Source organism: Marinobacterium ramblicola, from assembly GCF_019084545.1.
In the GTDB taxonomy this organism is placed as follows: Bacteria; Pseudomonadota; Gammaproteobacteria; order Pseudomonadales; family Balneatricaceae; genus Marinobacterium_D; species Marinobacterium_D ramblicola.
This window is the reverse complement of the sequence record NZ_JAHREP010000007.1, coordinates 1-23861: the sequence shown is the minus strand read 5'-3', so window position 1 is coordinate 23861 and position 23861 is coordinate 1. Positions and strand designations below refer to the sequence as shown.

Here is a 23861-nt window from a genome sequence, read left to right as displayed (position 1 = left end):
AGTAATAGATTAGCGGTTTAACAGACGCGCCGCCCTCATCGCGAAATAGGTCAGGATGCCATCGGCACCCGCGCGCTTGAATGCCAGCAGCGACTCCAGCATCACACTCTCTTCATCCAGCCAGCCGTTCTGGAACGCGGCCATGTGCATCGCGTACTCGCCGCTGACTTGGTAGGCGAAGGTGGGCACCTTCAGCTCCTCCTTCACCCGGCGCACGATATCCAGATAGGGCATGCCCGGCTTCACCATCACCATGTCGGCGCCCTCGGCCAGATCCAGCGCCACCTCGTGCAGCGCCTCATCGCTGTTGGCCGGATCCATCTGGTAGTTGAACTTGTTGCCCTTGCCCAAATTTCCAGCCGAGCCCACCGCATCGCGGAAAGGACCGTAGTAGGCACTCGCATACTTGGCAGAGTAGGCCATGATGCGGGTGTTGACGAAGCTCTGGTCCTCCAGCTCGTCGCGGATCTGGCCGATGCGGCCATCCATCATATCGCTCGGCGCAACGATATCGGCGCCGGCCTCGGCGTGCGACAGTGCCTGACGCACCAGTGTCTCGACGGTGCGGTCGTTGAGCACATAACCGCGCTCGTCAATGATGCCATCCTGGCCATGAGTGGTGAACGGGTCCAGCGCCACGTCGGTGATCACACCGAGCTCGGGCACCGCATCCTTGATCGCCCGCACCGCACGCTGAGCCAGTCCGTTCGGATTGTACGCCTCTTCCGCCAGCTCCGACTTGGCACTCAGCGGTGTGACCGGGAACAGTGCCACCGCGGGAATGCCCAGTGCCGCCACCTCTTTCACTTCACGCACCAGTAGATCGATGCTCAACCGCTCGACTCCGGGCATGGAGGCCACCGCTTCTTTCTCACCCTTACCCTCGATCACGAACATCGGGTAGATCAGATCGTCAGGCGCGAGCCGATTTTCGCGCATCATTCGACGGGAAAAATCGTCGGCACGCATTCGACGCATACGGGTATCGGGGTAAAAACGCTGACTGTTGGTGAAAGCCACGGTCTATTCCTTAATTCTGGATTCGCATTTGACGACAGTATGATGACACTTGCATGACAGCAGGTAGGAATACAAGGTCTTGTTGGTCTCTGACGAAATTCTAGCGTATTCGCCCGTCCGCCTCATCAGCCCTGATACGTTGCCTCTGGCGCGTTTATCGATATCGATCATGAAATTTCCGAAAGTAGATCGGCAAAAACTAGGAAAAATTCCTATATCCTTTTTTGCAGGTGCGGTCATAATAGGTTTCAGGATCTCCTGTTCAGGGACTGAATGCCCGGATGGCGCGTAAACCGCATCAACGGACAGCAGGACGCACGCATGGAGCGTGGCGATGCATGGACATAAGGACGCCAAGAAAGGGGTGTATGACGGAACATACACCCCTTTGTCTTTTTACAGCCCCCTGTTTCATCCCTGAATCCCCCTTGTTTAGCCCTGCCTCGAAACCTTTCGCCTCAATCAATTTGAGATTAACAGGCCAAAATCGCCAGAGATGAGCGATAGGGACGATTTCAGCCCCCGCCATGACCGACAGTGGCGGAGTCCGAAGCTTGTCGGGAAGAGCGGGAGGTTAGGATGCCGAGCGCTCAAGTGCCGGCAGTCGGCCCGCCCACACCCGTTGCGACAGCGACTCCAGTGATTCGCGGCGACCGGCGAGTAACCACTCCACCAGCGCCGACGCAGTATCGGGCCAGGGTAGAGGCTCAGGGTTGGTCCGGCCGAGCCAATCGGCTATTGCGTCAACGTCGAGTCGGGACATGATCGCAGCGCGCCCCAGCGCGTTCAGGGCGGTCGCGTTGGCAGACTGCTCGACCTGGTTGGCCAGGGGCTTAACCAACAATTTCTTACCGGCTTGGATCGCTTCGCTGCACAAGCCGAAACCGGCATTGGCAATGACGCCATCACAGCCGGCCAGATCGCGCTGAAAGCCGTCACGGGAGAAGGGTTTGATTACCAGATTCTGTTCAATCCGTTGCGTTTCGACGCCGGTGTAGATCAGGAAACGATGATCTGGAAAGCCGAGCAGAACACAGCGAATCGCTTCCAGATCCTCGAACGGCAGGTAGACCAGTATCTCCCCCGCCGTCCGGGTCAGCGGATAGCAGGGTGGCTCGATCAACGGCGGCAAGATCGGCGCGTCGAAGTGGTGCCAATGCACTCCGATCGCCTGCTCAACCGGTGCCATCAGACCCAGCGCCGGTTTCAACCAGGGTGCCGAGGCCGAACCGGGTACCGGGTAGCAGAAGGCATACTGGTGGGCGATGCCGACGCTGGGCGCCCGTTTCAGCTTGGCGGCCCAGGCCGTAACCGGTTCGAAATCGGACAGCACCAGATCGTAGTCGCTCAGATCCAGCGCCCTGGCGTCGCGCCAGAGCTGAATCAAACTGTTGCCGAACAGCGTCCGTCCCAACTGTACCTTGCCGGCGTCGGTGTAGAAGGTCAGCCCACGGCGCACCCGGTAGTCGCCGAACGGCTCCATATTGAAGAACCGGTCCGGCGCCCGGCCGCTGAACAGGTAATCCACCTCGACACCGGCAAGTTCCAGCGCCCTGGACATCACCCGGGCACGGGTTATATGGCCGTTACCTGTACCCTGAACGCCATACAGGATTCGCACTCAGAACACCTCCCACAGGTGCAGCGAGAACACACCACTGCAGACACCCAGCAGCGCACCGGCCGCAATATCGGTGGGGTAGTGCACGCCCAGGAGCACCCGCGACAGGCCGATCATCGTCGCAACCATAAAGGCGCCCAGCGCCAGCGCAGGATAAAAACTTGCCAACACGGTGGCAAAAAGGAAGGCTGCCGCAGCGTGGCCGGATGGAAAACTGAACTTGTCGGACGGTTCGATCACGGCTCTGAATCCAGCCAGACGGTGGCAGGGGCGGTCACGACGAATGGTGTTTTTCAGTATCAGATAGAGTGGCATCTCCAGCGCAAACGCGATCAGCCCGACCTCGAGAAAGGTCAGCCCCAGCTCCTGCTCCCAGAGCGCAAGCCCCAATCCAAGTAACAGGTACAACACACCATCGCCTAACCGGGAGACAAATCGACTGACTGGCGCCATGCCGAGATTGCGGTGCAGATCGTTGCACCAGTAGAAAATCCGGGTATCGATGGCGGTCAGTTTCTGCAGTCTGTTCATGACGGTCATCCGGGTCTGTGCAGCCTTGTGGGCATTATTCACAGAGGCGGATGACAGTCCGATGACCAGCGGTTGACGCTTTGGTGACGTGGGCCCGCTCAGTCCAGCGTGCGCCGGAACCAGTCTGCGGTCAATGCGGTCAGTCGGCGCGGATTGTCCCAGGGGATCATGTGCCCCTCACCAGGGACAGCCAGCAGCTCAAACGGGTGCTCCAGTGCCGCCAGTACACGCTGGGTGTAGTCCAACGGCAGCACCTCGTCGTGCTCGCCCTGAATGATCGCCGCCCGAAAATCGTAGCGCTGTTTGGTCACGCCGGCACGATGGGTAAACAGGCTGGACAGGGTTCTCAGCGGGTAATCGAACACCACCCGGTGGTCGTCGTTGATCGCCTCACCCGCCGGATTTCCGGCCAGCAGCGTGTCGTAATCGATAAACGAGCGCAACGGCAGACGCAGGGAGGGGAAGATCTGTGCGGAGCCCCAGGTCCAGAACCAGCCGAACTGGTGCAGAATATCAGGAGGCACCTCGGTCAGCAGCAGCGTGCCACAAAGCACCGCGGAGATCCGCTCGTCGCGCTCCGCCAGCGCCACCGCCAGCATCGCGCCGATCGAGTACCCGTAAACACCGACCCGACCATTGCTGCGCGGCTGCAGAGCCGTCACCACCCGCTCCAGATCGCAGACGGTCTGCTCTACGGTGTATTCGCCACGCCGCCCGTCGGAATAGCCATGACCCCGGGGATCGACTCCGACCACGTTGAACCCTTTTGCACTGAGCGACGCCAGCAGCTCGGCGTACAGCTCGCAGTAGGTGCCGATCCCCGGCAGGAACAGGATCAGCGGCGCACTCTCGGCATGATGGTAGTACTCACAATGTATCCCATCCGGACCGATGCGGAAGGCTTCGCGCTGTTTCAGGAACGGCGCCAAACCCAGCTTTGCACGCAGCGCAGCACGGATCGGATCATCCGGTGCATCGAACAGCGGTGGTGCGAAATGTTCAGCGGGACGGTTCATGCTCTCTCCGTAACTATCACCGTACCGGTAAGCGGCACTACTTCTGACAGAGCTTACAGTAAACCGTACTGCGTTGCGCCAGACGAACCTCTTGCAGTCGCGCACCACAACCTGGGCAGGGCTCGCCGGCACGGCCATAGACATGCAGTTGCTGGCTGAAATACCCGGGCTTGCCGTCACCGCCGACAAAGTCCCTCAACGTAGTGCCACCTTGGGCGATAGCGCGGGTCAATACACTCTTGATCGCCTCGACCAGGCGCGCAAGACGCTCAGCCGAAATCCGACCGGCTGCTCGACGTGGGTCGATACCCGCCAGATAGAGCGCTTCGTTCGCGTAGATATTGCCGACGCCGACCACGACATGACTATCCATGATCAGCGCCTTGATGGCGCTGCGCCGCCCCTTGCAGCAGCGCAGCAGATACTCGGCATCGAACGCCTCCGACAGAGGCTCCGGCCCCAGCGAGGCCAGCAGCGGATGCAACTCGCCCGCGGGTTGCCATAGCAATGCACCGAAGCGGCGCGGGTCGGTCAGACGCAGCATCTGTCCGCTCTCCAGCTCCAGATCCACATGATCATGCTTGCCGGCTGGCGTCCCCCGCGGCAGAATCCGCACGCTACCCGACATGCCCAGATGCAGCAACGCCGCGCCGCTGGCGACCTCGATCAGGATATACTTGCCGCGCCGATGCACCGCCTGCACGCGCTGCCCCTCCAGATTCGCGGCCAGATCGGCCGGTATCGGCCAGCGCAGCTGCGGTTGTCGCACCACCAGGCGGGTGATTCTGCCCCCCAGCAGGTGGGGCTCGATCCCCGCACGGCTGGTTTCAACTTCTGGTAATTCCGGCATCCACTCTTTCCATTTCGATTAACGAGCCTGCGGCCGCAGGACCAGAAACACCCCGGCTACGGTTACCGCCACGCCGCACAGCGCCAGGAAGCCAAGCCGCTCATCGAACAACCACCAAGCCTCAACGGCCGTCACCGGCGGCACCAGATAGAAGTAGCTGGCGACCCGCGCCGACTCCCCCTCGCGGATCATCAACATCAGCAACAGTATCGCCGAAACCGATAAACCGATCACCAGCCACGCCAGCGCCGCAATCAGCGGTGGCTGCCAGTCGACCACTCCCTGCTCGAAAGTCGAGGTCAGGAGCCCCATCAGCAGGGCCGTGGACAGATACTGGAAAAAAGAGCCCGAGAGCAGATCCACCCCCTGGCCGAAGCGCTTCTGGTACAGGGTACCGATCGAGATACCGAACAGGGCGATCAGAATCGCCGCCATCGCCTGTGGCAGAAGTTCGAACTGACCCAACCGGTTGCCGCCGACCAGCACCAGTGCCACTCCGGCCAAACCAAGCACCAGACCGATCCACTGCAGTGACTTCAGCCGCTGCTGCCAGAGCAACAGCGCCAGGCAGGCGGTCAACAGCGGCTGCAGACCGACGATGAGCGACGCGACACCGGCAGGCATCTGCCAGCGGATGGCAGCGAACACGCCACCCAGATAGGCCGCATGCACCAGCGCTCCAACCACCATCTGATGCATCGCTTGGCGCGGACTGGGCCAGCGCGCCTTCAGCACCAGAATCAGTGCGAAAAACAGCACCAGCGTGAACAGCATACGGATAAAAAGGAAGTTGAACGGTTCGATATAGGGCAGCCCGAACCTGGCGCCGATAAAGCCCGTGCTCCACAGCAAAACGAATATCAGCGGAATCCACTGTTTGAAACCGGTCGGCGTCATGCAAGCGCCCCATTGCAGATCGTTGAAGACGCCATACTATGCCAGACTGTCAGGGTGAAATCCCATAGACAGCCCGGCACCCTTTGCCAATACAGATTACACCTTGAACTGATTGACCAACCCGGTCAGTTCAGCGGCCAACCGGGCCTGATGCTCCGCATTCTTCGCCACTTGCGACGATACCTCATTGACCTCGTTCGCCGCCCCGTGAATCGCCTCGATGTTGGCGTTGATCCCTTCGGATACCTGGTGCTGCTCTTCGGCCGCACTGGCTATCTGGCTCGCCATGTCGGTAATCTGATCGATCGACGCCTTGATCGACTCGAACGCCTCCCGCGCCTGAGTCACTCGCTCAACGGCCCGTTCGGACTGTATCTGGCTGGCGTCCATGTTCTCCACCACCCGATGAGTTCGACTGTTGAGCCGCGCCAGCAGGGTATCGATCTCCTCCGTGGACTCCTGCGTGCGTTGCGCCAGACTGCGTACCTCATCGGCCACCACGGCAAATCCGCGCCCCTGATCACCAGCCCGGGCGGCCTCGATCGCAGCATTCAATGCCAGCAGGTTGGTCTGCTCGGCGATCCCTCGTATGACCCCCAAAATGGTGTTGATGCGCCCGGTTTCATCCTCCAGCTCACGGATATAGCCCACCGACTGGCTCACCTGGCCGCTAAGCGCCCTTACGCTCTCCTCGGTTTCCGCCACCACCTGCTTGCCACTTTCGCTGACGCTCTGACCAACCGCAGCCGCATCGGCCGTCATCGCGCAGTTTCGAGCCACCTCGTTGGAGGTAGCCGACATCTCGTTGATAGCCGCCACCATCGCCTCCACTTCGGAGAACTGATGATTGCTGGCCGCCTCGACGGATAGTGCACTCCGGCGCCCCTCTTCGGATACGCCCTTGAACTGCTGCGCGGTACCGTTGATGCGCGCCACCAACTGCTGAATCGACTCCAGGAACTGGTTGAACCATTGCGCCAACTCACCCGCCTCATCCCGGCTGGTCACACTCAGACGCCGGGTCAGGTCTCCGCCCCCCTCCGCAATCTCGCGCAATCCGGCGCTGACCAGCAGGATAGGCTTGACCAGCATGCCGGAGATCCAGAACGCCAGCACCAGTACCGCCAACACGGCTACTGCGGTAACACCCAGCGTGGTCCAGATGATTCCGGTGGCGGGTGCCATAATTTCACCGCGTGGCATCAAGGCGATCATTTTCCAGCCAAGCTCCGGCGAGCGATGCACCGTCGCCTCGTAGCTCTCGCCATTCAGTGAGATACGGATCTGGCCGTTATCGGTATCAGCCAGTCTCCTGTAGTCGTCTCCCTCAAGCTCGCGAAGCTTCTTGAAGTTGTGCTCCGGGTTGGCCGCATCCACCAGCACCGTACCGGTATCCTCGATCAGCATCATGTAACCCTGCTCACCCAGCTCGGCATCCCGGGCCATCTCGGTCAATGCGTTGAGCGATACATCCATTGCCATAACGCCGTAGTTTTTCCGCTCCGCCGTATCGAACGACTTCACCACGCCATACAGCGTCTGGTCATCGGTAGCCCAATAGTAGGCGCCCGTCATGCCCAGCTTGCCCGGTGTTTCAAGCGCTCGCTGATACCAGGGCCGCTTGCGCGGATCGTAATTGTCGCCGGACTTTCCCTTCGGCCACTGCACATAACCGCCGTCGGCCGTGCCCATGTAGACGTATGCAAAGCCGGGATGGGTTTCACCGAAACGCTCCAGCAAGGCATAGATCTCCTGCTCGACGGGACCGTTGCGATCGGGGGTCATCTGCTGGCCGGACTTATCCATGTAGGTCGACAAACTGCCGTCCGCCTGCTTGAGAACCGGTGAACGCGCCAGAAAGTCCACATTGGCAGCCACCTCATGGAAGAACGCGGTGAATGCAGCATCGAGCTTCTTCACCTCTTTACCGCTCAGTTCGACGAACCGTTTCTCTGCCTGAGTTCGCGACTGGGAGATCATATAGCTCGCCAACAGCGCGATCGGCACCAGGGTTGTGACCAGAAAGGCGGCCACCAGCTTCTGCTTGATTCTCATAAAGTCCCCTACTACTTACCTCGCGAAGTCGCGAAGAAGGCATACTTGTTTAGCGTGAGCGCCTGCGCCACCGACAGGTCATGACCCTGGCATGCTCAGCGTTCAAGTTTAACAAGTTTGTAATATAAGATATTCCTAATACAGGATGATGAGCTACCTCTTTCCGACATCCCCAAGCCTGATTATAGAAACTGAATTGCAAACCCACACTGGATGACTAACCGTGCGCACCTACCCTCACCGGGAGCTATCCGCCCGTCCATAAAAATTTATCGGAACTCGGGAGTATCTGATTTGGAGGATTCATCAAGCTGGAAACGCCGAACGGCGTTGTAACGCAAAAGATCCGGAACCCTGGGAGGATTCCGGATCTTTTAGCTTTGGATCGATAGCACGAAGCGCCTGTCGACCCTGCCTGACCAGTGGATGATCAGGCGATCAGGGAGCGGCGATCAATTACTTGATCTTGGCTTCCTTGTAGATGACGTGCTTGCGAACAACCGGGTCGTATTTCTTGAATTCGAACTTGTCCGGAGTGTTACGCTTGTTCTTGTCGGTGGTGTAGAAGTGACCGGTACCGGCAGAGGATACCAGGCGGATCTTCTCGCGTGCGCCTTTAGCCATGATTCAAATCTCCTCAGACTTTCTCGCCGCGGGCACGCAGTTCGGTCAGAACTGTGTCGATGCCCTTCTTGTCGATGATACGCATGCCCTTGGAGGAGACACGCAGACGTACGAAACGGTTTTCGCTCTCAACCCAGAAGCGGTGCCAGTGCAGGTTCGGCAGGAAGCGACGACGCGTCTTGCGCTGAGAGTGGGAAACGTTGTTTCCGGTTACCGGGCCTTTGCCCGTTACCATGCAAACTCGAGACATTGTTTTAAACCTTAATCTAGGGGTTCTCTATTAACCTCTGTCCGATGTTTATCGAGAGCGGTGCAGCAACTCTCTCAGGCGGAGCGTCCAATAAACCGAACTGAATACCGTACCATTACGGGACAGAAGGCCGCGTATAATACAGATATCCAGTGGCAAGCACCAGCCTTTTGTCTATTTAATCACCAGTCCCCATGCAAGGCATGAAGCGGCGGCGGTCAGTCTTTAAAGCCAGCCGCGCTCGGCAAAGGAGACGCTCTCGCCATCCCCCACCACCAGATGATCGAGCACCCGCACCTCGACCAGCGCCAGTGCCCGCACCAACTGGTCGGTAATCTGCCGGTCCGCCTGGGAGGGCTCGGCCACACCCGAGGGGTGGTTGTGTGCCAGTATCATCGCCGCGGCCTGATGGCGAAGCGCCAGCGCCACCACCTCGCGGGGATAGACACTGGCCGCATTGATGGTGCCGAAAAACAGCGCCTCGTAGCGGATCACCCGATGCCGGTTGTCCAGCAGCAGACAGGCAAACACCTCCCGGTTTTCATGGCGCAGCTGCGCTGCCAGGTATTGCCGCACCGCCTGCGGACTCTCCAGTGCCGATCCCCGCTCCAGCTGTGCGGCCAGATGTCGACGCGACATCTCCATCACCGCCTGCAACTGTACATATTTGGCCTGACCCAGGCCCAGCGCGGAGCAGAACTGAGGCTGCGAGGCCTCCATCAGCGGCCGCAAGCCGCCAAAGCGGTTCAGCAGCTCGCGCGCCAGATCCACCGCACTCTTGCCCTTGACCCCGGTGCGCAGAAAGATCGCCAGCAGCTCGGCATCGGAGAGCGATGCCGCCCCCTTTACCAGCAGTTTTTCCCTTGGCCGCTCCTGCGCCGGCCAGTCTGATATCGCCATTGTCCACCTCCTTGTGGCCATCATGTCATCGTTCCACACTACGCAATGCAGTGCCAAGATGGTATCTTAAAGCGCTCATTCAGCCCACCAGATCATCCAGCTATCATCGGATACACAGGGTATGCACAGACTTACTAACCGCCGGATTTTATTGGGTATCACCGGCGGCATCGCGGCCTACAAGAGTGCCGAGCTGACCCGACTGTTCAAGGGGGCCGGTGCCGATGTCCGCGTGGTCATGACACCGGCCGCCACCGAGTTCATCACCCCGCTGACGCTGCAGGCGCTGTCGGGCAATCCGGTCCACCTGCAACTGCTCAACCCCGAAGCCGAAGCCGGCATGGGGCATATCGAGCTGGCCAAGTGGGCCGATCTGATTCTGGTCGCACCGGCCAGCGCCGATTTCATCGCCCGTCTGGCCGCCGGTATGGGCGATGACCTGCTCACAACCCTGTGCCTGGCCAGCGATGCACCTATCTGCCTGGCGCCGGCGATGAACCAGGCGATGTGGCGCGACCCCCGTACCCAGCAGAATGTGGATAAGTTAAAAGCCAGCATCGGCGTTAAGATTTTTGGCCCCGGCGTGGGCGAACAAGCGTGCGGCGATACTGGCCCGGGCCGGATGCTGGAGCCGGTCGAGCTGGCCGAGCTGGCGTCGGATCAGTTCGAAACCCTGGCCCTGAGCGGTCGCACCGTATATATCACCGCCGGCCCCACCCGCGAGGCGCTGGATCCGGTGCGTTATATCTCCAACCACAGTTCCGGCAAGATGGGCTACGCCCTGGCCGAAGCGGCACGCGATGCCGGCGCGCGGGTGCGCCTGATCTCGGGACCGGTCAGTATCGCCGTGCCCGACCGGGTCCAGTGCGTACAGGTCGAGAGCGCCCAGCAGATGCTGAACGCCTCGCTGGAGGGGCTAGCCGAGTGCGATCTGTTTATCGCCGCCGCGGCGGTCGCCGACTATCGACCGGTGTCGGTGGCCGAGCACAAGATCAAGAAGGGCAGCGAGGAGATCATGGAGCTGCACCTGGTCAAGAACCCGGATATCGTCGCTACCGTCGCCTCATCCGAGAATCGCCCCTTTACCGTCGGCTTTGCCGCCGAGACCCGCGATGTGGTGGCCTACGCCCAGGACAAGCTGGCCCGCAAGAGGTTGGACCTGATCGTGGCCAACGATGTCTCCGCGCCCGGCATCGGCTTCAACAGCGACGAGAACGCCGTCACCCTGGTAGGGCCTGACAGTGTCGAGACCCTGCCCCAGACCCATAAACAGCAGCTGGCCCGCCAGCTGATCAACCGGATAGCCAGACATCTCAATGAGCAAACAAAAACTACAGGTTAAGATTCTCGATTCCCGTATCGGCGAGCAGTTCCCGCTGCCCGCCTACGCCACCGAAGGCTCCGCCGGGCTGGACCTGCGCGCCTGCCTGGACCAGGCGATCACGCTGGAGCCGGGGCAGACCGAACTGATCCCCACCGGTCTGGCGATCCACATCGAAGACCCGAACCTGTGCGCGATGATTCTGCCGCGCTCCGGTCTGGGGCATAAGCACGGTATCGTGCTGGGCAACCTGGTCGGCCTGATCGACTCCGATTATCAGGGCCAGCTGTTCGTCTCCTGCTGGAACCGCGGCCACACCACCTTTTCCGTCGAGCCGGGTGAGCGTATCGCACAGATGGTACTGGTACCGGTTGTGCAGGCGGACTTCGAGGTGGTCGAGGAGTTCACCGACAGCGATCGCGGTGACGGCGGCTTCGGCTCCTCTGGCCGCCACTGATTCGAACAGACTGCAAGGAGCCCGTTATGAGCTTTGAACTCGACACATTCGATGCCGGCGTTTTCCGCGCCTATGACATCCGCGGTATCGTCGGCGAGTCGCTGACCGAACCGCTGGTCTATCACCTGGGCCGCGCGTTTGCGGCCAGCGCCCACGCCCTGGGCATCGGCGAGGTGGTGGTCGGCGCCGACGGCCGCCTGTCCGGCCCTCGACTGAAGGAGGTGCTGACCGAAGGACTGCGCGATGGCGGCTGTGACGTCATCGATATCGGCTATGTACCGACCCCGGTGCTCTATTTCGCCGCCCATCAGCGCGCGCACCAGACCGGCATCATGATCACCGGCAGCCACAACCCATCCGATTACAACGGCTTCAAGATGATGCTCTCCGGCCACACCCTGTCCGGCGACGAGATCCAGGGCCTGCGAGCACGCATCGAGCAGCGCGACTACAGCGAAGGCAAGGGCTCGCGCCGTGAAGAGGACGTAGCGGAAGCCTACCTGCAGCGCATCACCGGCGATGTACATGTCAGCCGCCCGCTCAAGGTGGTGGTCGACTGCGGTAACGGTATCCCCGGTATTCTCGCTCCGGAGCTGATCCAGCGCCTGGGCGTCGAGATCATCCCGCTGTTCTGCGACGTGGACGGCACCTTCCCCAACCACCATCCGGATCCGGGCAAGCTGAAGAACCTGCAGGACGTGATCGCCAAGGTGGCCGAAACCGGCGCCGATCTCGGTCTGGCCTTTGACGGCGACGGCGACCGGGTCGGCGTGGTCACCGAAAAAGGCAAGGTGGTCTACCCGGACCGGGTGATGATGCTGTTCGCCGAGGATGTGATCTCGCGCAACCCCGGCGCCGAGATCCTGTTCGACGTTAAATGCTCGCGCCTGCTGCCGCAGGTGATCGCCCAGGCCGGCGGCAAGCCGACCATGTGGAAGACCGGCCACTCGCTGATCAAGCGCCAGATGAAGGCGTGCGGCGCACTGTTGGCCGGTGAGATGAGCGGCCATATCTTCTTCAAGGAGCGCTGGTACGGTTTCGACGACGGCCTGTACAGCGCCGTGCGCCTGCTTGAGATCCTGGCCAAGCGCGAGGAAAGCGCCGACACAATCTTCAGCGCCTATCCGGAGGATCTGAGTACGCCGGAGATCAATATCCAGGTCACCGAAGCGAACAAGTTCCAGATCGTCGAAGCGCTGCAGCAGCTCGACTTCCCCGGCGGTGACGCCTGCCGTATCGACGGCGTGCGTGTGGACTATGCTGATGGCTGGGGCCTGGTGCGCGCCTCCAACACCACGCCGGTGCTGGTACTGCGCTTCGAAGCCGAAACCGAGGCCGCGCTGGCGCGCATCCGTAACGAATTTCAGACCCGTTTGCACAGCGTTGATGCCAGCCTCGACATTCCCAGTGAATAAGTCGAGTGCGTGAGCCAACGCGGTAACCCAAGACAAAAGGACGAGAACTATGCCCCTGACCCGTGACCAGGCGATCTCTACAGCCAAGGTGCTGTCCGAAGCGATGCCCTATATCCAGCGTTTCGTCGGCAAGACGCTGGTGATCAAGTATGGCGGCAACGCCATGACCGATGAGAAGCTCAAGGCCAGCTTCGCCCGCGACATCGTGATGATGAAACTGATCGGCATCAACCCGATCGTGGTCCACGGCGGCGGCCCGCAGATCGGCGACCTGCTGGACAAGCTGAATATCCAGTCGCACTTCATCAACGGCATGCGCGTCACCGACGAGGCGACCATGGACGTGGTCGAGATGGTGCTCGGCGGCATGGTCAACAAGGAGATCGTCGGCCTGATCAACGCCGCCGGCGGCAAGGCGATCGGCCTCACCGGCAAGGATGGCGAACTGCTGCGTGCACGCAAGCTCAAGGTCAAGCACAAGACGCCGGAGATGGAAGCGCCGGAGATCATCGATATCGGCCATGTCGGCGAGGTCGAGAAGGTCAACGTCAAGGTGCTGGATATGCTGGTCAACTCCGACTTCATCCCGGTCATTGCGCCGATCGGCGTTGACGAGAACGGCGACTCCTACAACATCAACGCCGATCTGGTGGCAGGCAAGGTGGCCGAGGTAATGCAGGCGGAAAAACTGATTCTGCTGACCAATATCGCCGGCCTCTTGGACAAGGAGGGCAAGGTGCTGACCGGCCTGTCCACCCGCCAGGTGGACGATCTGATCGAGGATGGCACCATCTACGGTGGCATGCTGCCAAAGATCGGTTGCGCCCTCAGTGCCGTGAAGAGCGGTGTCACCAGTGCCCATATCATCGACGGCCGGGTCGAACACTCCTGCCTGCTGGAGATCTTCACCGACGTCGGTGTCGGTACCCTGATCACCAACAAAAGCCTGGGCTAAGGACGGCGGATGAGCGAACAACAGCTGGAACAGAAGGTCTCACGCCGCGAGCAGATCCTGCAGTCCCTGGCCCAGATGCTGGAGGTCAACCCGGGGCAGCGTATCACCACCGCCGCCCTGGCCCGAGAAGTGGGCGTTTCGGAGGCGGCGCTCTACCGCCACTTCCCGAGCAAGGCGCGTATGTTCGAAGGGCTGATCGGCTTCATCGAGGACACCCTGTTCTCGCGTGTCAACCTGATCGTAGGTTCCGACGCTGGCGGCAAGCGCCAGTGCGAGCAGATCCTGACCCTGCTGCTGGCCTTCGTGGAAAAGAATCCGGGCATGGCCCGCATCCTCACCGGCGATGCGCTGTCCGGCGAAACCGAGCGCCTGCGCACCCGGGTCAACCAGCTGTTCGAACGGCTGGAAACCCAGCTCAAGCAGATCATGCGTGAAGCTGAGGTGCGCGAAGGTCTGCGTACCGAGATCCCGGCAGGCTCCGCGGCCAACCTGATTCTGGCCACCGCGGAGGGCCGAATTCGCCAGTTCGTGCGCAGCGAGTTCAAACGCCGTCCCACCGAGTTCTGGCCGGAACAGTGGGCTCGACTGGCACAGGGCCTGTTCCGTCAGGGCTGATACCGCAAACGCCGGGCACCGCAAAGGTGCCCTCACACCTTAACGCTGCTCCCACGGGATTCGTTTTCATCCTCCGATACAGGCCACTACAGGCCTACCCTGAAAGTGTAATAACGGTTACTCTTGTCGTCGCAAAATCGTGCCGGATACACCCATGGCACGAATCGGGGACAAAATAAGGAACAGAGATGTCGGAACCGTTCAAAGGCCCATTCGATGGTCGCCCGCTGGCGTTTGCCATCGCCATAACCGCAATCCTGCTCACCGCCGCCAATCTTCGCGGCGGTATTGTGGTGGTAGGGCCTCTGGTCGAGGATATTCGGGCCAGCCTGGGGTTCAACGCCAGTCAGTTCAGCATGCTGACCACCCTGCCACTGATCTGCTTCGGTGTCGTATCCTCCCTGGTACCGATGCTGGCGCGACGTCTGGAACCGCCACAGCTGGTCATTATCGGTCTGCTGTTGATCAGTGGCGGTGCGCTAATGCGCATTACCTCGGCGTTTCCGCTGATTCTGGCCGGCACTCTGCTGCTGGGAGCAGCCATCGCCCTGCTTAACGTACTGATTCCCGGTCTGGTAAAAGGCTATTTTCCGCGCCATCCCGGTGTCATGACCGGGCTGTACACCGTCACCCTGGGCATGGGCGCGGGACTCGGTGTATATCTTGCGGTGCCGCTGCGCGATATGTTCGACAACTGGCGCGCCCCGATGATGCTCTGGGCCATCCTGCCGCCGCTGTGCATCCTGCCCTGGCTCTATCTACTACGGGTGCACAGCCGCACCTACAGGCCGCCGCAAACGGCGCAGGTCAGCCTCTGGCGCAACGGTCGCGCCTGGGCGATAACCGGCTTCATGGGACTGCAGTCGACCAGTTTCTACTCGGTGATCACCTGGCTGCCGAACATGCTGATCGACAGCGGTCTCAGCGATGCGCATGCCGGCGTCGCCGCGGCGCTTGTCAACCTCGCCGGTATCCCGGCCAGCCTGGTGACTCCGCTGCTGGCAACCCGACTCAGGGACCAGCGCGCGCTGGTCCTGATCATCGCCCTGCTGGGGGTTGCGGGGCTGACGGGACTTATACTGGCGCCAAGCCAGGCTCCACTGCTCTGGTCATGCCTGATCGGGGTAAGTGGCGGCGCGGCTTTGAGCCTTGCATTGACCCTGTTCGCACTACGCACGGACAGTACGACACAGGCGGTCGCCCTGTCGGCGATGGCGCAGTCGGTGGGCTATCTGATTGCAGCAGCAGGGCCACTGCTGATCGGCACGCTGAACGACCTAAGCGGCAGCTGGTTCTATGCCATCGCGCTGCTGATTGTGCTGCAGTGTATTCAGTGCCTGATGGGACTGATGGCGGGGAAAGCGGGCACTATTGGCCAGGCCTGACCTCGGTCTGCGCCCGCACCCTCGCCAACTGGCGTCGCACGGCGTCCTGCTGCTCAGCCAGGTAGGCGGATGCCGACATCAGCGTGATTCCATATTCGCCCAGCGCGGGCAGCGCCTGGGCCAGGAAGCCAACCGTTTCCGGATAGGGGTGCCCAATCACAACCACGCTGCCCTGACGCTTGGCCAACTCGACGGCGCGCAGGAACTGAGCCTCGATCGCCGCGGTGTTGCGCTCATTATCAAGAAATACATCACGCTCAAGCGCGGGGATGCCGGCGCGTAACGCGCTTTCGTAAGCTCGGGTTTGCGCCGTGGTCCGACTGTCGATGAAGAACAGGCCGCGCTCGCGCAGCACCTCCATTACCCAGGTCATCGGCTCGGCACGCTGGGTCATCAGACTGCCCATATGGTTGTTGATGCCGATCGCTTCGGGTACCGCATCCAGATCCGCCCGCAACGTCGCCTGCAGTTGCTGCTTGCTCTGCGCCAAGGTCAGCGCACCGGGGCCCAGTTTCAACTGGTGCAGGTTAGCCATCGGCGCATGCAGGATCACCTCCTTGCCCATGCGCTCCGCTTCCGCGCTCAAACGGCGCGAGTGGGGGGTAAGCGGCAGCACCGCATAGGTGATCGGCCCCGGCAGCGCCAGGGCCGCCTGCCCCAGAGGCAGGTTGGTGCCGAGATCATCGATGATCAGCACCATTTTCGGCCCCTGCAGGCGCCAGAGCGTCTGCTCGGATGCCGCCACGCCACCGGCAACCAGGCCGATCAGCAGGCCGATCAGCAGGCGCTTCATCGCTCCTAATCCTGGTTACCGCTGGAAACGATATTGAGCGCCTTGAGCAGATTCAGCGCCTGATAGAGCTGGAAATCACGCTCAGCGAGCCCGTTATCACCATTCTTGACCTGCTCCATGACCCCGCCATTTTCGAGATGACCGGCCAGGTCACGCTCCTTGATGAAGTCGTCATGGACCACCTCCGTCAACCGCCCCTCCTCGACCATCAGATCGGGCTGTATGCCCTGGGCCTGTATCGAGCGCCCTTTCGGGGTGAAGTAGCGCGCCGTCGTCAGTTTCAGGCCGCGGTCGCTGCCCAGGGGCAGCACCGTCTGCACCGAGCCCTTGCCGAAACTGTTGGTGCCCATCAGCACGGCGCGATGGTGATCCTGCAACGCTCCGGCCACGATCTCCGATGCGGACGCGGAACCGCCGTTGATCAGCACCACCAGGGGCAGGGTGGGAGCCGGCGTTTCACTGGTGGCGCTGAATTTGAGTTGGGAGCTGGGCAGGCGTCCCTCGGTATATACCACCAGCCCCTCATCGATGAAGGTATCGACCACATCGACCGCGGCCTGCAATACGCCGCCTGGGTTGTTGCGCAGATCCAGGACCAGCCCCTTCAGCGGCTGCTCCTCGCCCATGCCGGCCAGAGCCTTGCGCAGGTCAGCGGCGGTATTAAGCTGGAACTGAGTAATGCGCAGATAGCCATAACCGGGCTCGAGCAGCTTGTGTTTGACGCTGACGACCTTGATGGCATCGCGTACCAGCTTGACCTCGAACGGCTTTTCAACGCCATCACGCACGATGGTCAGACGGATCTCGCTGCCAATCTCACCGCGCATCATCTCCACCGCTTCGTTCAGCCCGAGTCCCTGCATCGGCATATCGTCGATCTTGATGATCAGATCGCCGGCCTTGATGCCGGCGCGCTGTGCCGGGGTGTCGTCGATCGGCGCGATGACGCGAACAAAACCATCCTCCATGCCAACTTCGATACCGAGGCCGCCGAACTCTCCGCTGGTGTGCACCTGCAGGCTATCGAATGCCTCCGGCTCAAGATAGCTGGAGTGCGGATCGAGCCCCGCCAGCATGCCGCGAATGGCGTCCTGCAGCAGCTCCCGGTCATCCACGGGTTCGACATAGGCATCCTTTATCCGTCCGTATACTTCGGCGAACATGCGCAACTCTTCCAGCGGCAGTGCCGCTACGGGCTCCTGCTGCTCGGCATCGGGTTCCGCCCCCCAGCCCAGTACCGGCAGCGCAAGCGATGTACTGAGCGCAAACATAAGAGAGGTCTGTTTCAGATTGGCGATCAGCTTCATAGCATTATCCTTGAGGTGAATATCAACGGCGCGACAGCCAAGGACCCGGGTCGATCGACCGGCCACGATGGCGGATGGCGAAATAGAGCCCCGCCTGTTCATAACCGCCACTCTCACCGGTGGTGGCAATCAACGCGCCCGGACGAACCCAGCTACCGGTATCGCGCAGCAGACTCTGGTTGTGTCCATACAAACTCATAAAACCGTCCCCATGATCGATGATCAACAGCTGACCGTATCCGCGCAGCCAATCGGCGAACACCACGCGCCCCCCGTGTACCGCGTGGACCTCATGCCCGACACCGGACTCGATCAGTATCCCCTCGTAGGGCAAGCCGTTAACCTTTTCGCCGAAGCGGCGCACGACTTTTCCTTCCAGCGGCCAGGCCAACTTGCCCTTCAGCGAAGCGAACGCCTGATCGGCGGTTTCCAGCTTGGCGCGCTTGATCGACTCGACGATCTTGGCCAGCAACGACTCCAGCTGTTTACGGTTCGACTCGAGGCTGGCCAGACGCTGACGATCCTCCTGCAGAGAGGCTTTGATCTTGGCAAGGGAGGATGCGCGCGCCTCACGGGCCTGGGTCAGTTGCCGCTGTTGCTGCTCCAGCGCCTCCCGCTTTTGCACTATCCGATCACTGGTGGAAGCAGCTTGATCGCGGGTCGATGCCAGGGCGGCAAGCTGGGTGCGATAGACACGAAGCTGTTCCACCAGCTTGGCATTCATAAGGTCATAGTAGTACAGCAGCCGCTCGACCCGGGCTGGGTCCTGCTCGCTCAGCATCAGTTGCAGCTGCGGCTGGCGGCCTTCACGATACTGGGCACGCAACTGCTCCCGCACTCGCTCGGCGCCGGCTGCCAGTTGCCGCTCCAGCTCGGCCTGACGCTGGTTAATGGCGCCCAGGTCGGCATCAAGCCCCTGCAGTTCGCTGTTCAGCTCTCTCAGTTGGGCACTGACCTCACCGATCCGCTTCTCACTCTCGCGTAGCGCCTGCTCCAGCTTCTGCTGCTCACCCTGCTGCTGGCCAATACCTTTCTGCAGTTGGCCAATCTCCCGCTGCAGTGTCTTGATCTGCGCCTCGGTCGCCTGTTTCTCAGCGTCGGTCGCCGCCACTGCCTCCATCAAGAGGGGCAGCGACATCAGCAGAATCAGAGCTGTCAGCAATAATCGCATTCAGCGGCAGTCGCCCTTAGCTTAGGTGAACCAGGCTTTTGCCGGTCATCTCGGCGGGAGCCTCAAGTCCGAGCAATGCCAGAAGCGTCGGTGCCAGATCGCACAGGGCGCCGTCATCAAGGCTCAGACTGTCTGCCCTCGGGCCATCATAGATCAGCGCGACCGGCCAGCTGGTATGCGAGGTATGCGGCTCACCGCTATCCGGGTTAACCATCAGTTCCACATTGCCGTGGTCGGCGGTGATCAGTGTTTCGCCCTCCACCTCGGCCATCGCAGCCAATACCCGAGTCAGACACTGGTCCAGGGTCTCCACCGCCTTGACCGCTGCATCGAACTTGCCGGTATGCCCCACCATGTCGCCATTGGCGAAGTTACACACGATCAGGTCGAACCTGCGACTGAGGATCGCCTCGACCAACTTATCGGTGACCTCGGGCGCACTCATCTCTGGCTTCAGATCGTAGGTTGCCACCTGCGGCGAGGGCACAAGAATCCGCTCTTCTCCGGGGTAGACCGCCTCTTCACCGCCATTGAAGAAGAAGGTGACGTGGGCGTACTTCTCGGTCTCGGCAATCCGCAGTTGAGTTTTGCCCAACGAAGAGAGGTATTCGCCGAGGCCGTTGCTGATCTTGGCCGGCGGATAGGCACAACTGGCCGGAATAGACGCCGCATATTCGGTCATCATCACGTAGTCGGCCAGTGCAGGGCGGGTCTTGCGCTCAAAGCCGTCGAACTGATCTTCAACGAAACAGCGGGTTATCTCCCGCGAGCGGTCGGGACGGAAATTGGCGCAGATGACGGTATCGCCATCCTTCACCAGCCCCTTGGGGTGCCCGGCCATGTCGGTGATCACCGTTGCCGTGACAAACTCGTCGTTCTCATCGCGCACATAGGCTTCCGCCAATGCCTGTTGCGCCGACTGCGCATGCTGGGGCGCCTCACCCGTGGTCATGGCGTTATAGGCCAGCTCCACACGATCCCAGCGATTGTCACGGTCCATCGCGTAGTAGCGGCCGACAACCGTGGCGATGGCCCCCACCCCCAGTTCACGAAACTTGGTTTCCGCGGCGGCGATCGAGGGCTCGGCAGAGCGGGGCGGCATATCGCGACCATCCAGCACCGCGTGCAGATAGATCTCCTTGGCTCCACGCTTGGCCGCCATTTCAGCGAGCGCGAAGATATGATCTTCATGACTGTGCACACCACCCGGTGACAGCAGGCCCATCAGGTGTACGGCTCGACCGGCATTTATCGCCTTGTCCATCGCGGCGACCAACACGGCATTCTCGAAGAAATCCCCATCCTCTATCGCCTTGGTGATGCGAGTCAGATTCTGATAAACGATCCGCCCCGCGCCAATATTCATATGGCCCACTTCGGAGTTACCCATCTGGCCTTCCGGCAACCCAACAGCCAGACCCGAGGTGTGAATACGGCTATTGGGCTTGCTGGCCAGAAGCTTGTCCCAGGTCGGGGTATTCGCCGCCTGAATTGCCGAAGAGGGGGTGGACTCGACGCCAAAACCGTCGAGGATGATCAGTGCTTTGGTTGAGCGTGCGTCAGTCATCGGTACTTAATATTTCATTTATGTTGGATTTAGGAGCGGATATTCCGTTTCGCAGCATAGATTACGTCGAGCTAGTGTACCTCAGCGCGGCCGCAAACGCGCATTTTCCTGAGCAAAGCTTATCCCCCGCACTCTGCACATGTATACTTGGCCGCTTATCGAACAGCCCTCAGTTTACGGACTTGTTATGGATCGTGTGATTGAATTTGCTACGCAACACTATTACCTCATCGCAGCCTGGGGCTTAACGCTGGCGATGCTGCTGTGGACCGAGAACCGCAAGTCCGGTCGCTCAGTCTCTCCAGCCGAGGCGACACGTATGATCAACAAAGAGGGCGCGTCCGTCCTCGATATCCGCTCCAAGAAAGAGTGGGACACCGGTCGTATCACCGGCGCCGTGCACGTACCCCTGGCCGACCTGGACCGCCGTATCGGCGAGCTCAAATTCGACAAGGAGAAACCGGTGATCGTGGTCTGCAACCTGGGCCAAACCGCCGGTGCGGCAACCAAGAAGCTGAAAGCTGCGGGCTACACATCAGCCGTTCGCCTTTCCGGTGGTATGACCGAGTGGCGCGGCGAGAATATGCCGGTCGTTAAATGATGCCGAGTATCGAAATCTACCTCACCCGCTGGTGCCCATACTGCCGCCGTGCGCTGATGTTGCTCGACCACAAGGGGGTCGAATATACCGTCATCGACGTGGATACCGCGCCAGGCCTGCGTCAAACGATGCGTGAGCGCGCTGGCGGTGCGCATACCGTTCCGCAGATATTCATCGGAGACACCCATATTGGCGGCTGCGATGACCTGTTTGCTCTCGAACGGCAGGGTCAGTTGGATCCATTACTGACGGAGCCTAGCTCCGTAACCCATTAACTAAGGAAATACCGATGTCCGAGAACCAGACTCAACCTCAGTTCGCCCTCAAGCGTGTCTACCTCAAAGATGCTTCCCTGGAAACACCGGCTGCGCCCCAGGTTTTCACCAAGCCCTGGCAGCCTGAGGTCAACCTCGACATCAACACACGCAGCAACAAGCTGGATGACCAGCACTTCGAAGTCGTACTGTCCCTGACCGTCACCGTCAAAAATGAAGGCGAAGCGGCGTTCCTGGTCGAAGTACAGCAGGCGGGTATCTTCCTGCTAGCAGGCCTCGGCGAAGCGGAAACCAAGCACACACTGGGCGCGTTCTGCCCCAACCTGCTGTTCCCCTATGCGCGTGAAGCGATAGACAATTTGGCGTCCAAGGCCAGCTTCCCGGCGCTTATGCTGGCTCCGGTCAACTTTGACGCACTCTACGCTCAGCAGTTGCAGAAGGCTCAGGCAGAGGCTGGCGAAACCCATTAAGCGCCACATGCGCCGGAACGGATCCCCTTTGTGGTCCGATCCGGCCGCCCCCCCCTGTTACCCCGGCGATATATCCCATTTTCGCCGCGACTCAAAATATTCACCATTGAACCGATCGAAGTAGCGTTCCAGGTGTGCCGCCGCATCCTGCTCATTAAATTGCTCAAGCAGAGCAATCGCCACCTCAGCGGTACACAGATGATGATCGACAGTTGACCGACGCAGGGAATAGCGTGAAAGCCGTTGCGTTTTGGGTTCTATGACCGGCAAATGCTGTAGATAACGGCTGTGGCGAAACATGCGTCTCGCCTGGCGCCAGGTACCATCCAGGATGATAAATACAGGGATACGTGTGTCATCAACCGGCGCATCGATCATGCGATCCCGGTAGTCGTCACCTGCAGGAAACACGATACAAGGCGCGTAGCGCGGATCATTCAAGGCATCCAGTAACGCTTGTGGTGGCTCGGTGCGCGACCATTCGAATATTCGGGTGCCTGCCAGCGAGTCTGCAATAAGTCGCCCAGTATTGGTGGGTTTATAGAACTCGTTATGGTGCATCAGCAGCCAAAACTGGCACTGTGCCGCCACCTCTGCGCGATGCTCACAAATACATGACTCGGTCGGCAGTCTACATGCCTCACAACGCTCAACACCGCCCCCACGAGCTAGATACGGTCTACGGGGCGGGGATTCGGCTATACACATAAAGACCTACTGAAAATGCATTTACCGCGCACTATACTGCGTTTTCAATTAGCAGCAAGTGCGACGCTAGGAGTACTTTGGTGGAGCAGAAATTCAGCACCCTCATCCCTCCACAACCCGAGATTCTTGTGCAGCTAGCGACTGAGCTTACCCGCGAGCAGCCCAACCAGAAGCGGGTTGCGGAGCTGCTGAAGGCTGATGTCGCGCTCTATTCTACGATACTGAAAGCGGTGAATAGCCCACTTTACGGTTTGGCGGTAACGGTCACGTCCATTGAGCGCGCACTGAGCCTGCTGGGCTTCGAGCGCATCTTTAACTTGGTGCGACTCACCATCTTACGCAACACTCTGAAAAAGACCGGACGCCTCGAACGCTTTTGGGACACCGCCAAGGACGTCGCAACACTTTCCGTCAGTATTTCCCAACGCCTGGCAAAGCTTGATCAGGACGATGCGTACACCTTAGGCATGCTGCATGACTGCGGCCTGCCATTGATGGTTCAGGGGTTTTCAGACTACCGGCAGTTTCTACAAAGCGCCGGCAACCTTGATCCAGCCAATTTTGCACAGCAGGAATCCGAGCTGTTCGGTTTTAACCACTTCCAAGTCGGCGCCCGCATGGCAGAGCGCTGGTTCCTGCCTCAGTACGTAGTCGATGCCATACGCCTGCAGCCTCGAATTGACGAAGCGCTGACAGATCGTATCGAGATAGATGAACGCAGCCGCTACCTTCTCGCGGTGCTGACATTGGCGCAGGATATCAGTGCCGAATACCGCTACTACTGGCGCATTGCGCCAAAACAAGAGCTCTCTCGCTTGCAACCCGCCCTAAGCTTCCTATCAGTGTGCGATTACGACTATCTAAACTTCAAAGAACAGCTGCTGGAAGAGATGGGAGCCTGAAGGAGGCTTCGTTTCTTTTTCAACGCTGCGACACAAAAAACCCCAGCACCTTGCGGTACTGGGGTTCTTCACTCCCTCTCGGGATCATTAGGTGCCTGGCGATGACCTACTCTCACATGGGGAGACCCCACACTACCATCGGCGATGACGCGTTT

At 60.3% G+C, this 23861-nt stretch carries 25 protein-coding genes; 10 read left to right on the top strand and 15 right to left on the bottom strand.

Features of this window, described 5'->3' with window-relative positions:
* Window positions 1-9: 9 nt before the first annotated feature.
* From hemB to radC, 10 genes are all read right to left on the bottom strand, one after another.
* The gene (gene hemB / locus KQ940_RS06825) at window positions 10-1020 is read right to left on the bottom strand and encodes a porphobilinogen synthase (RefSeq protein WP_217412694.1); all 1011 of its coding nucleotides are present in this window, start codon (window positions 1018-1020) and stop codon (window positions 10-12) included.
* A gap of 574 nt (window positions 1021-1594) precedes the next feature.
* Complete coding sequence (locus tag KQ940_RS06820; protein ID WP_217412693.1) at window positions 1595-2641, bottom strand: MJ1255/VC2487 family glycosyltransferase; 1047 nt, start codon at window positions 2639-2641, stop codon at window positions 1595-1597.
* Window positions 2642-3172 carry a phosphatase PAP2 family protein gene (locus KQ940_RS06815; RefSeq protein WP_217412692.1) on the bottom strand — a complete coding sequence of 177 codons (531 nt, stop codon included), beginning with the start codon at window positions 3170-3172 and terminating at the stop codon, window positions 2642-2644. It lies immediately after the preceding gene.
* 98 nt (window positions 3173-3270) lie between these two features.
* Window positions 3271-4188: an alpha/beta hydrolase gene (locus KQ940_RS06810; protein ID WP_217412691.1), complete on the bottom strand. Its 918-nt coding sequence runs from the start codon at window positions 4186-4188 to the stop codon at window positions 3271-3273.
* A gap of 37 nt (window positions 4189-4225) precedes the next feature.
* The gene (gene mutM / locus KQ940_RS06805) at window positions 4226-5038 is read right to left on the bottom strand and encodes a bifunctional DNA-formamidopyrimidine glycosylase/DNA-(apurinic or apyrimidinic site) lyase (RefSeq protein WP_217412690.1); all 813 of its coding nucleotides are present in this window, start codon (window positions 5036-5038) and stop codon (window positions 4226-4228) included.
* Between the two features lie 18 nt (window positions 5039-5056).
* Complete coding sequence (locus KQ940_RS06800) at window positions 5057-5935, bottom strand: DMT family transporter (protein ID WP_217412689.1); 879 nt, start codon at window positions 5933-5935, stop codon at window positions 5057-5059.
* A 96-nt stretch (window positions 5936-6031) separates the two neighbouring features.
* Window positions 6032-7990 (bottom strand): methyl-accepting chemotaxis protein, encoded by a 1959-nt coding sequence (locus tag KQ940_RS06795; RefSeq protein WP_217412688.1) that lies wholly within the window; start codon window positions 7988-7990, stop codon window positions 6032-6034.
* 456 nt (window positions 7991-8446) lie between these two features.
* Entirely contained in the window at window positions 8447-8614 is a 168-nt protein-coding gene (gene rpmG / locus KQ940_RS06790) for a 50S ribosomal protein L33 (protein ID WP_027854336.1), read from the bottom strand.
* Window positions 8615-8627: 13 nt separating this feature from the next.
* Complete coding sequence (rpmB, locus tag KQ940_RS06785) at window positions 8628-8864, bottom strand: 50S ribosomal protein L28 (RefSeq protein WP_036188265.1); 237 nt, start codon at window positions 8862-8864, stop codon at window positions 8628-8630.
* A 225-nt stretch (window positions 8865-9089) separates the two neighbouring features.
* Window positions 9090-9764, bottom strand: a complete 675-nt coding sequence (gene radC / locus KQ940_RS06780) for a RadC family protein (RefSeq protein WP_217412687.1) — start codon at window positions 9762-9764, stop codon at window positions 9090-9092.
* Between the two features lie 121 nt (window positions 9765-9885).
* Between radC and coaBC the strand changes: the two genes are divergently transcribed.
* The 6 genes from coaBC to KQ940_RS06750 all read left to right on the top strand — a co-directional run bounded on the left by coaBC (window position 9886) and on the right by KQ940_RS06750 (window position 15912).
* The gene (coaBC, locus tag KQ940_RS06775; RefSeq protein WP_217412686.1) at window positions 9886-11106 is read left to right on the top strand and encodes a bifunctional phosphopantothenoylcysteine decarboxylase/phosphopantothenate--cysteine ligase CoaBC; all 1221 of its coding nucleotides are present in this window, start codon (window positions 9886-9888) and stop codon (window positions 11104-11106) included.
* The gene (gene dut / locus KQ940_RS06770; RefSeq protein WP_217412685.1) at window positions 11081-11542 is read left to right on the top strand and encodes a dUTP diphosphatase; all 462 of its coding nucleotides are present in this window, start codon (window positions 11081-11083) and stop codon (window positions 11540-11542) included. Before coaBC ends, dut begins: the two co-directional genes overlap by 26 nt.
* 26 nt (window positions 11543-11568) lie before the next feature.
* Entirely contained in the window at window positions 11569-12957 is a 1389-nt protein-coding gene (locus tag KQ940_RS06765) for a phosphomannomutase/phosphoglucomutase (protein WP_217412684.1), read from the top strand.
* A 49-nt stretch (window positions 12958-13006) separates the two neighbouring features.
* Window positions 13007-13912, top strand: coding sequence for an acetylglutamate kinase (gene argB / locus KQ940_RS06760; RefSeq protein ID WP_217412683.1), 906 nt, complete (start codon window positions 13007-13009; stop codon window positions 13910-13912).
* Between the two features lie 9 nt (window positions 13913-13921).
* A complete protein-coding gene (gene slmA, locus KQ940_RS06755) occupies window positions 13922-14527 on the top strand; it encodes a nucleoid occlusion factor SlmA (protein WP_188751432.1) in 606 nt (201 codons plus the stop codon).
* A gap of 188 nt (window positions 14528-14715) precedes the next feature.
* A complete protein-coding gene (locus KQ940_RS06750; RefSeq protein WP_217412682.1) occupies window positions 14716-15912 on the top strand; it encodes a CynX/NimT family MFS transporter in 1197 nt (398 codons plus the stop codon).
* Here KQ940_RS06750 and KQ940_RS06745 read toward each other — a convergent pair.
* The 4 genes from KQ940_RS06745 to gpmI are packed head-to-tail and all read right to left on the bottom strand — an operon-like array spanning window position 15896 to window position 20750.
* Window positions 15896-16705 (bottom strand): divergent polysaccharide deacetylase family protein, encoded by an 810-nt coding sequence (locus KQ940_RS06745; RefSeq protein ID WP_217412681.1) that lies wholly within the window; start codon window positions 16703-16705, stop codon window positions 15896-15898. The two genes, KQ940_RS06750 and KQ940_RS06745, sit on opposite strands and share 17 nt — an antisense overlap.
* Before the next feature lie 5 nt (window positions 16706-16710).
* Window positions 16711-18012 carry a S41 family peptidase gene (locus tag KQ940_RS06740; RefSeq protein ID WP_217412680.1) on the bottom strand — a complete coding sequence of 434 codons (1302 nt, stop codon included), beginning with the start codon at window positions 18010-18012 and terminating at the stop codon, window positions 16711-16713.
* Between the two features lie 22 nt (window positions 18013-18034).
* Window positions 18035-19183 (bottom strand): murein hydrolase activator EnvC family protein, encoded by a 1149-nt coding sequence (locus KQ940_RS06735; RefSeq protein ID WP_217412679.1) that lies wholly within the window; start codon window positions 19181-19183, stop codon window positions 18035-18037.
* Between the two features lie 16 nt (window positions 19184-19199).
* A complete protein-coding gene (gene gpmI / locus KQ940_RS06730) occupies window positions 19200-20750 on the bottom strand; it encodes a 2,3-bisphosphoglycerate-independent phosphoglycerate mutase (RefSeq protein WP_217412678.1) in 1551 nt (516 codons plus the stop codon).
* Window positions 20751-20937: 187 nt separating this feature from the next.
* Here gpmI and KQ940_RS06725 point away from each other — a divergent pair, with 187 nt between their 5' ends.
* Genes KQ940_RS06725 through secB form a run of 3 tightly spaced genes read left to right on the top strand, consistent with a single transcriptional unit; the run spans window position 20938 to window position 22096 of the window.
* On the top strand, window positions 20938-21351 hold the full coding sequence (locus tag KQ940_RS06725) for a rhodanese-like domain-containing protein (RefSeq protein ID WP_217412677.1): 414 nt from the start codon (window positions 20938-20940) through the stop codon (window positions 21349-21351).
* Entirely contained in the window at window positions 21351-21626 is a 276-nt protein-coding gene (gene grxC, locus KQ940_RS06720; protein ID WP_217412676.1) for a glutaredoxin 3, read from the top strand. The genes KQ940_RS06725 and grxC overlap by 1 nt, the downstream gene beginning before the upstream one ends.
* A gap of 14 nt (window positions 21627-21640) precedes the next feature.
* Entirely contained in the window at window positions 21641-22096 is a 456-nt protein-coding gene (gene secB, locus KQ940_RS06715) for a protein-export chaperone SecB (protein WP_217412675.1), read from the top strand.
* A gap of 57 nt (window positions 22097-22153) precedes the next feature.
* On the opposite strand, the gene KQ940_RS06710 is transcribed toward secB, so the two are convergent.
* Window positions 22154-22804 (bottom strand): tRNA-uridine aminocarboxypropyltransferase, encoded by a 651-nt coding sequence (locus tag KQ940_RS06710; protein WP_217412674.1) that lies wholly within the window; start codon window positions 22802-22804, stop codon window positions 22154-22156.
* Window positions 22805-22884: 80 nt separating this feature from the next.
* Between KQ940_RS06710 and KQ940_RS06705 the strand changes: the two genes are divergently transcribed.
* Window positions 22885-23706 carry an HDOD domain-containing protein gene (locus KQ940_RS06705; protein WP_217412673.1) on the top strand — a complete coding sequence of 274 codons (822 nt, stop codon included), beginning with the start codon at window positions 22885-22887 and terminating at the stop codon, window positions 23704-23706.
* Window positions 23707-23861: the final 155 nt, after the last annotated feature.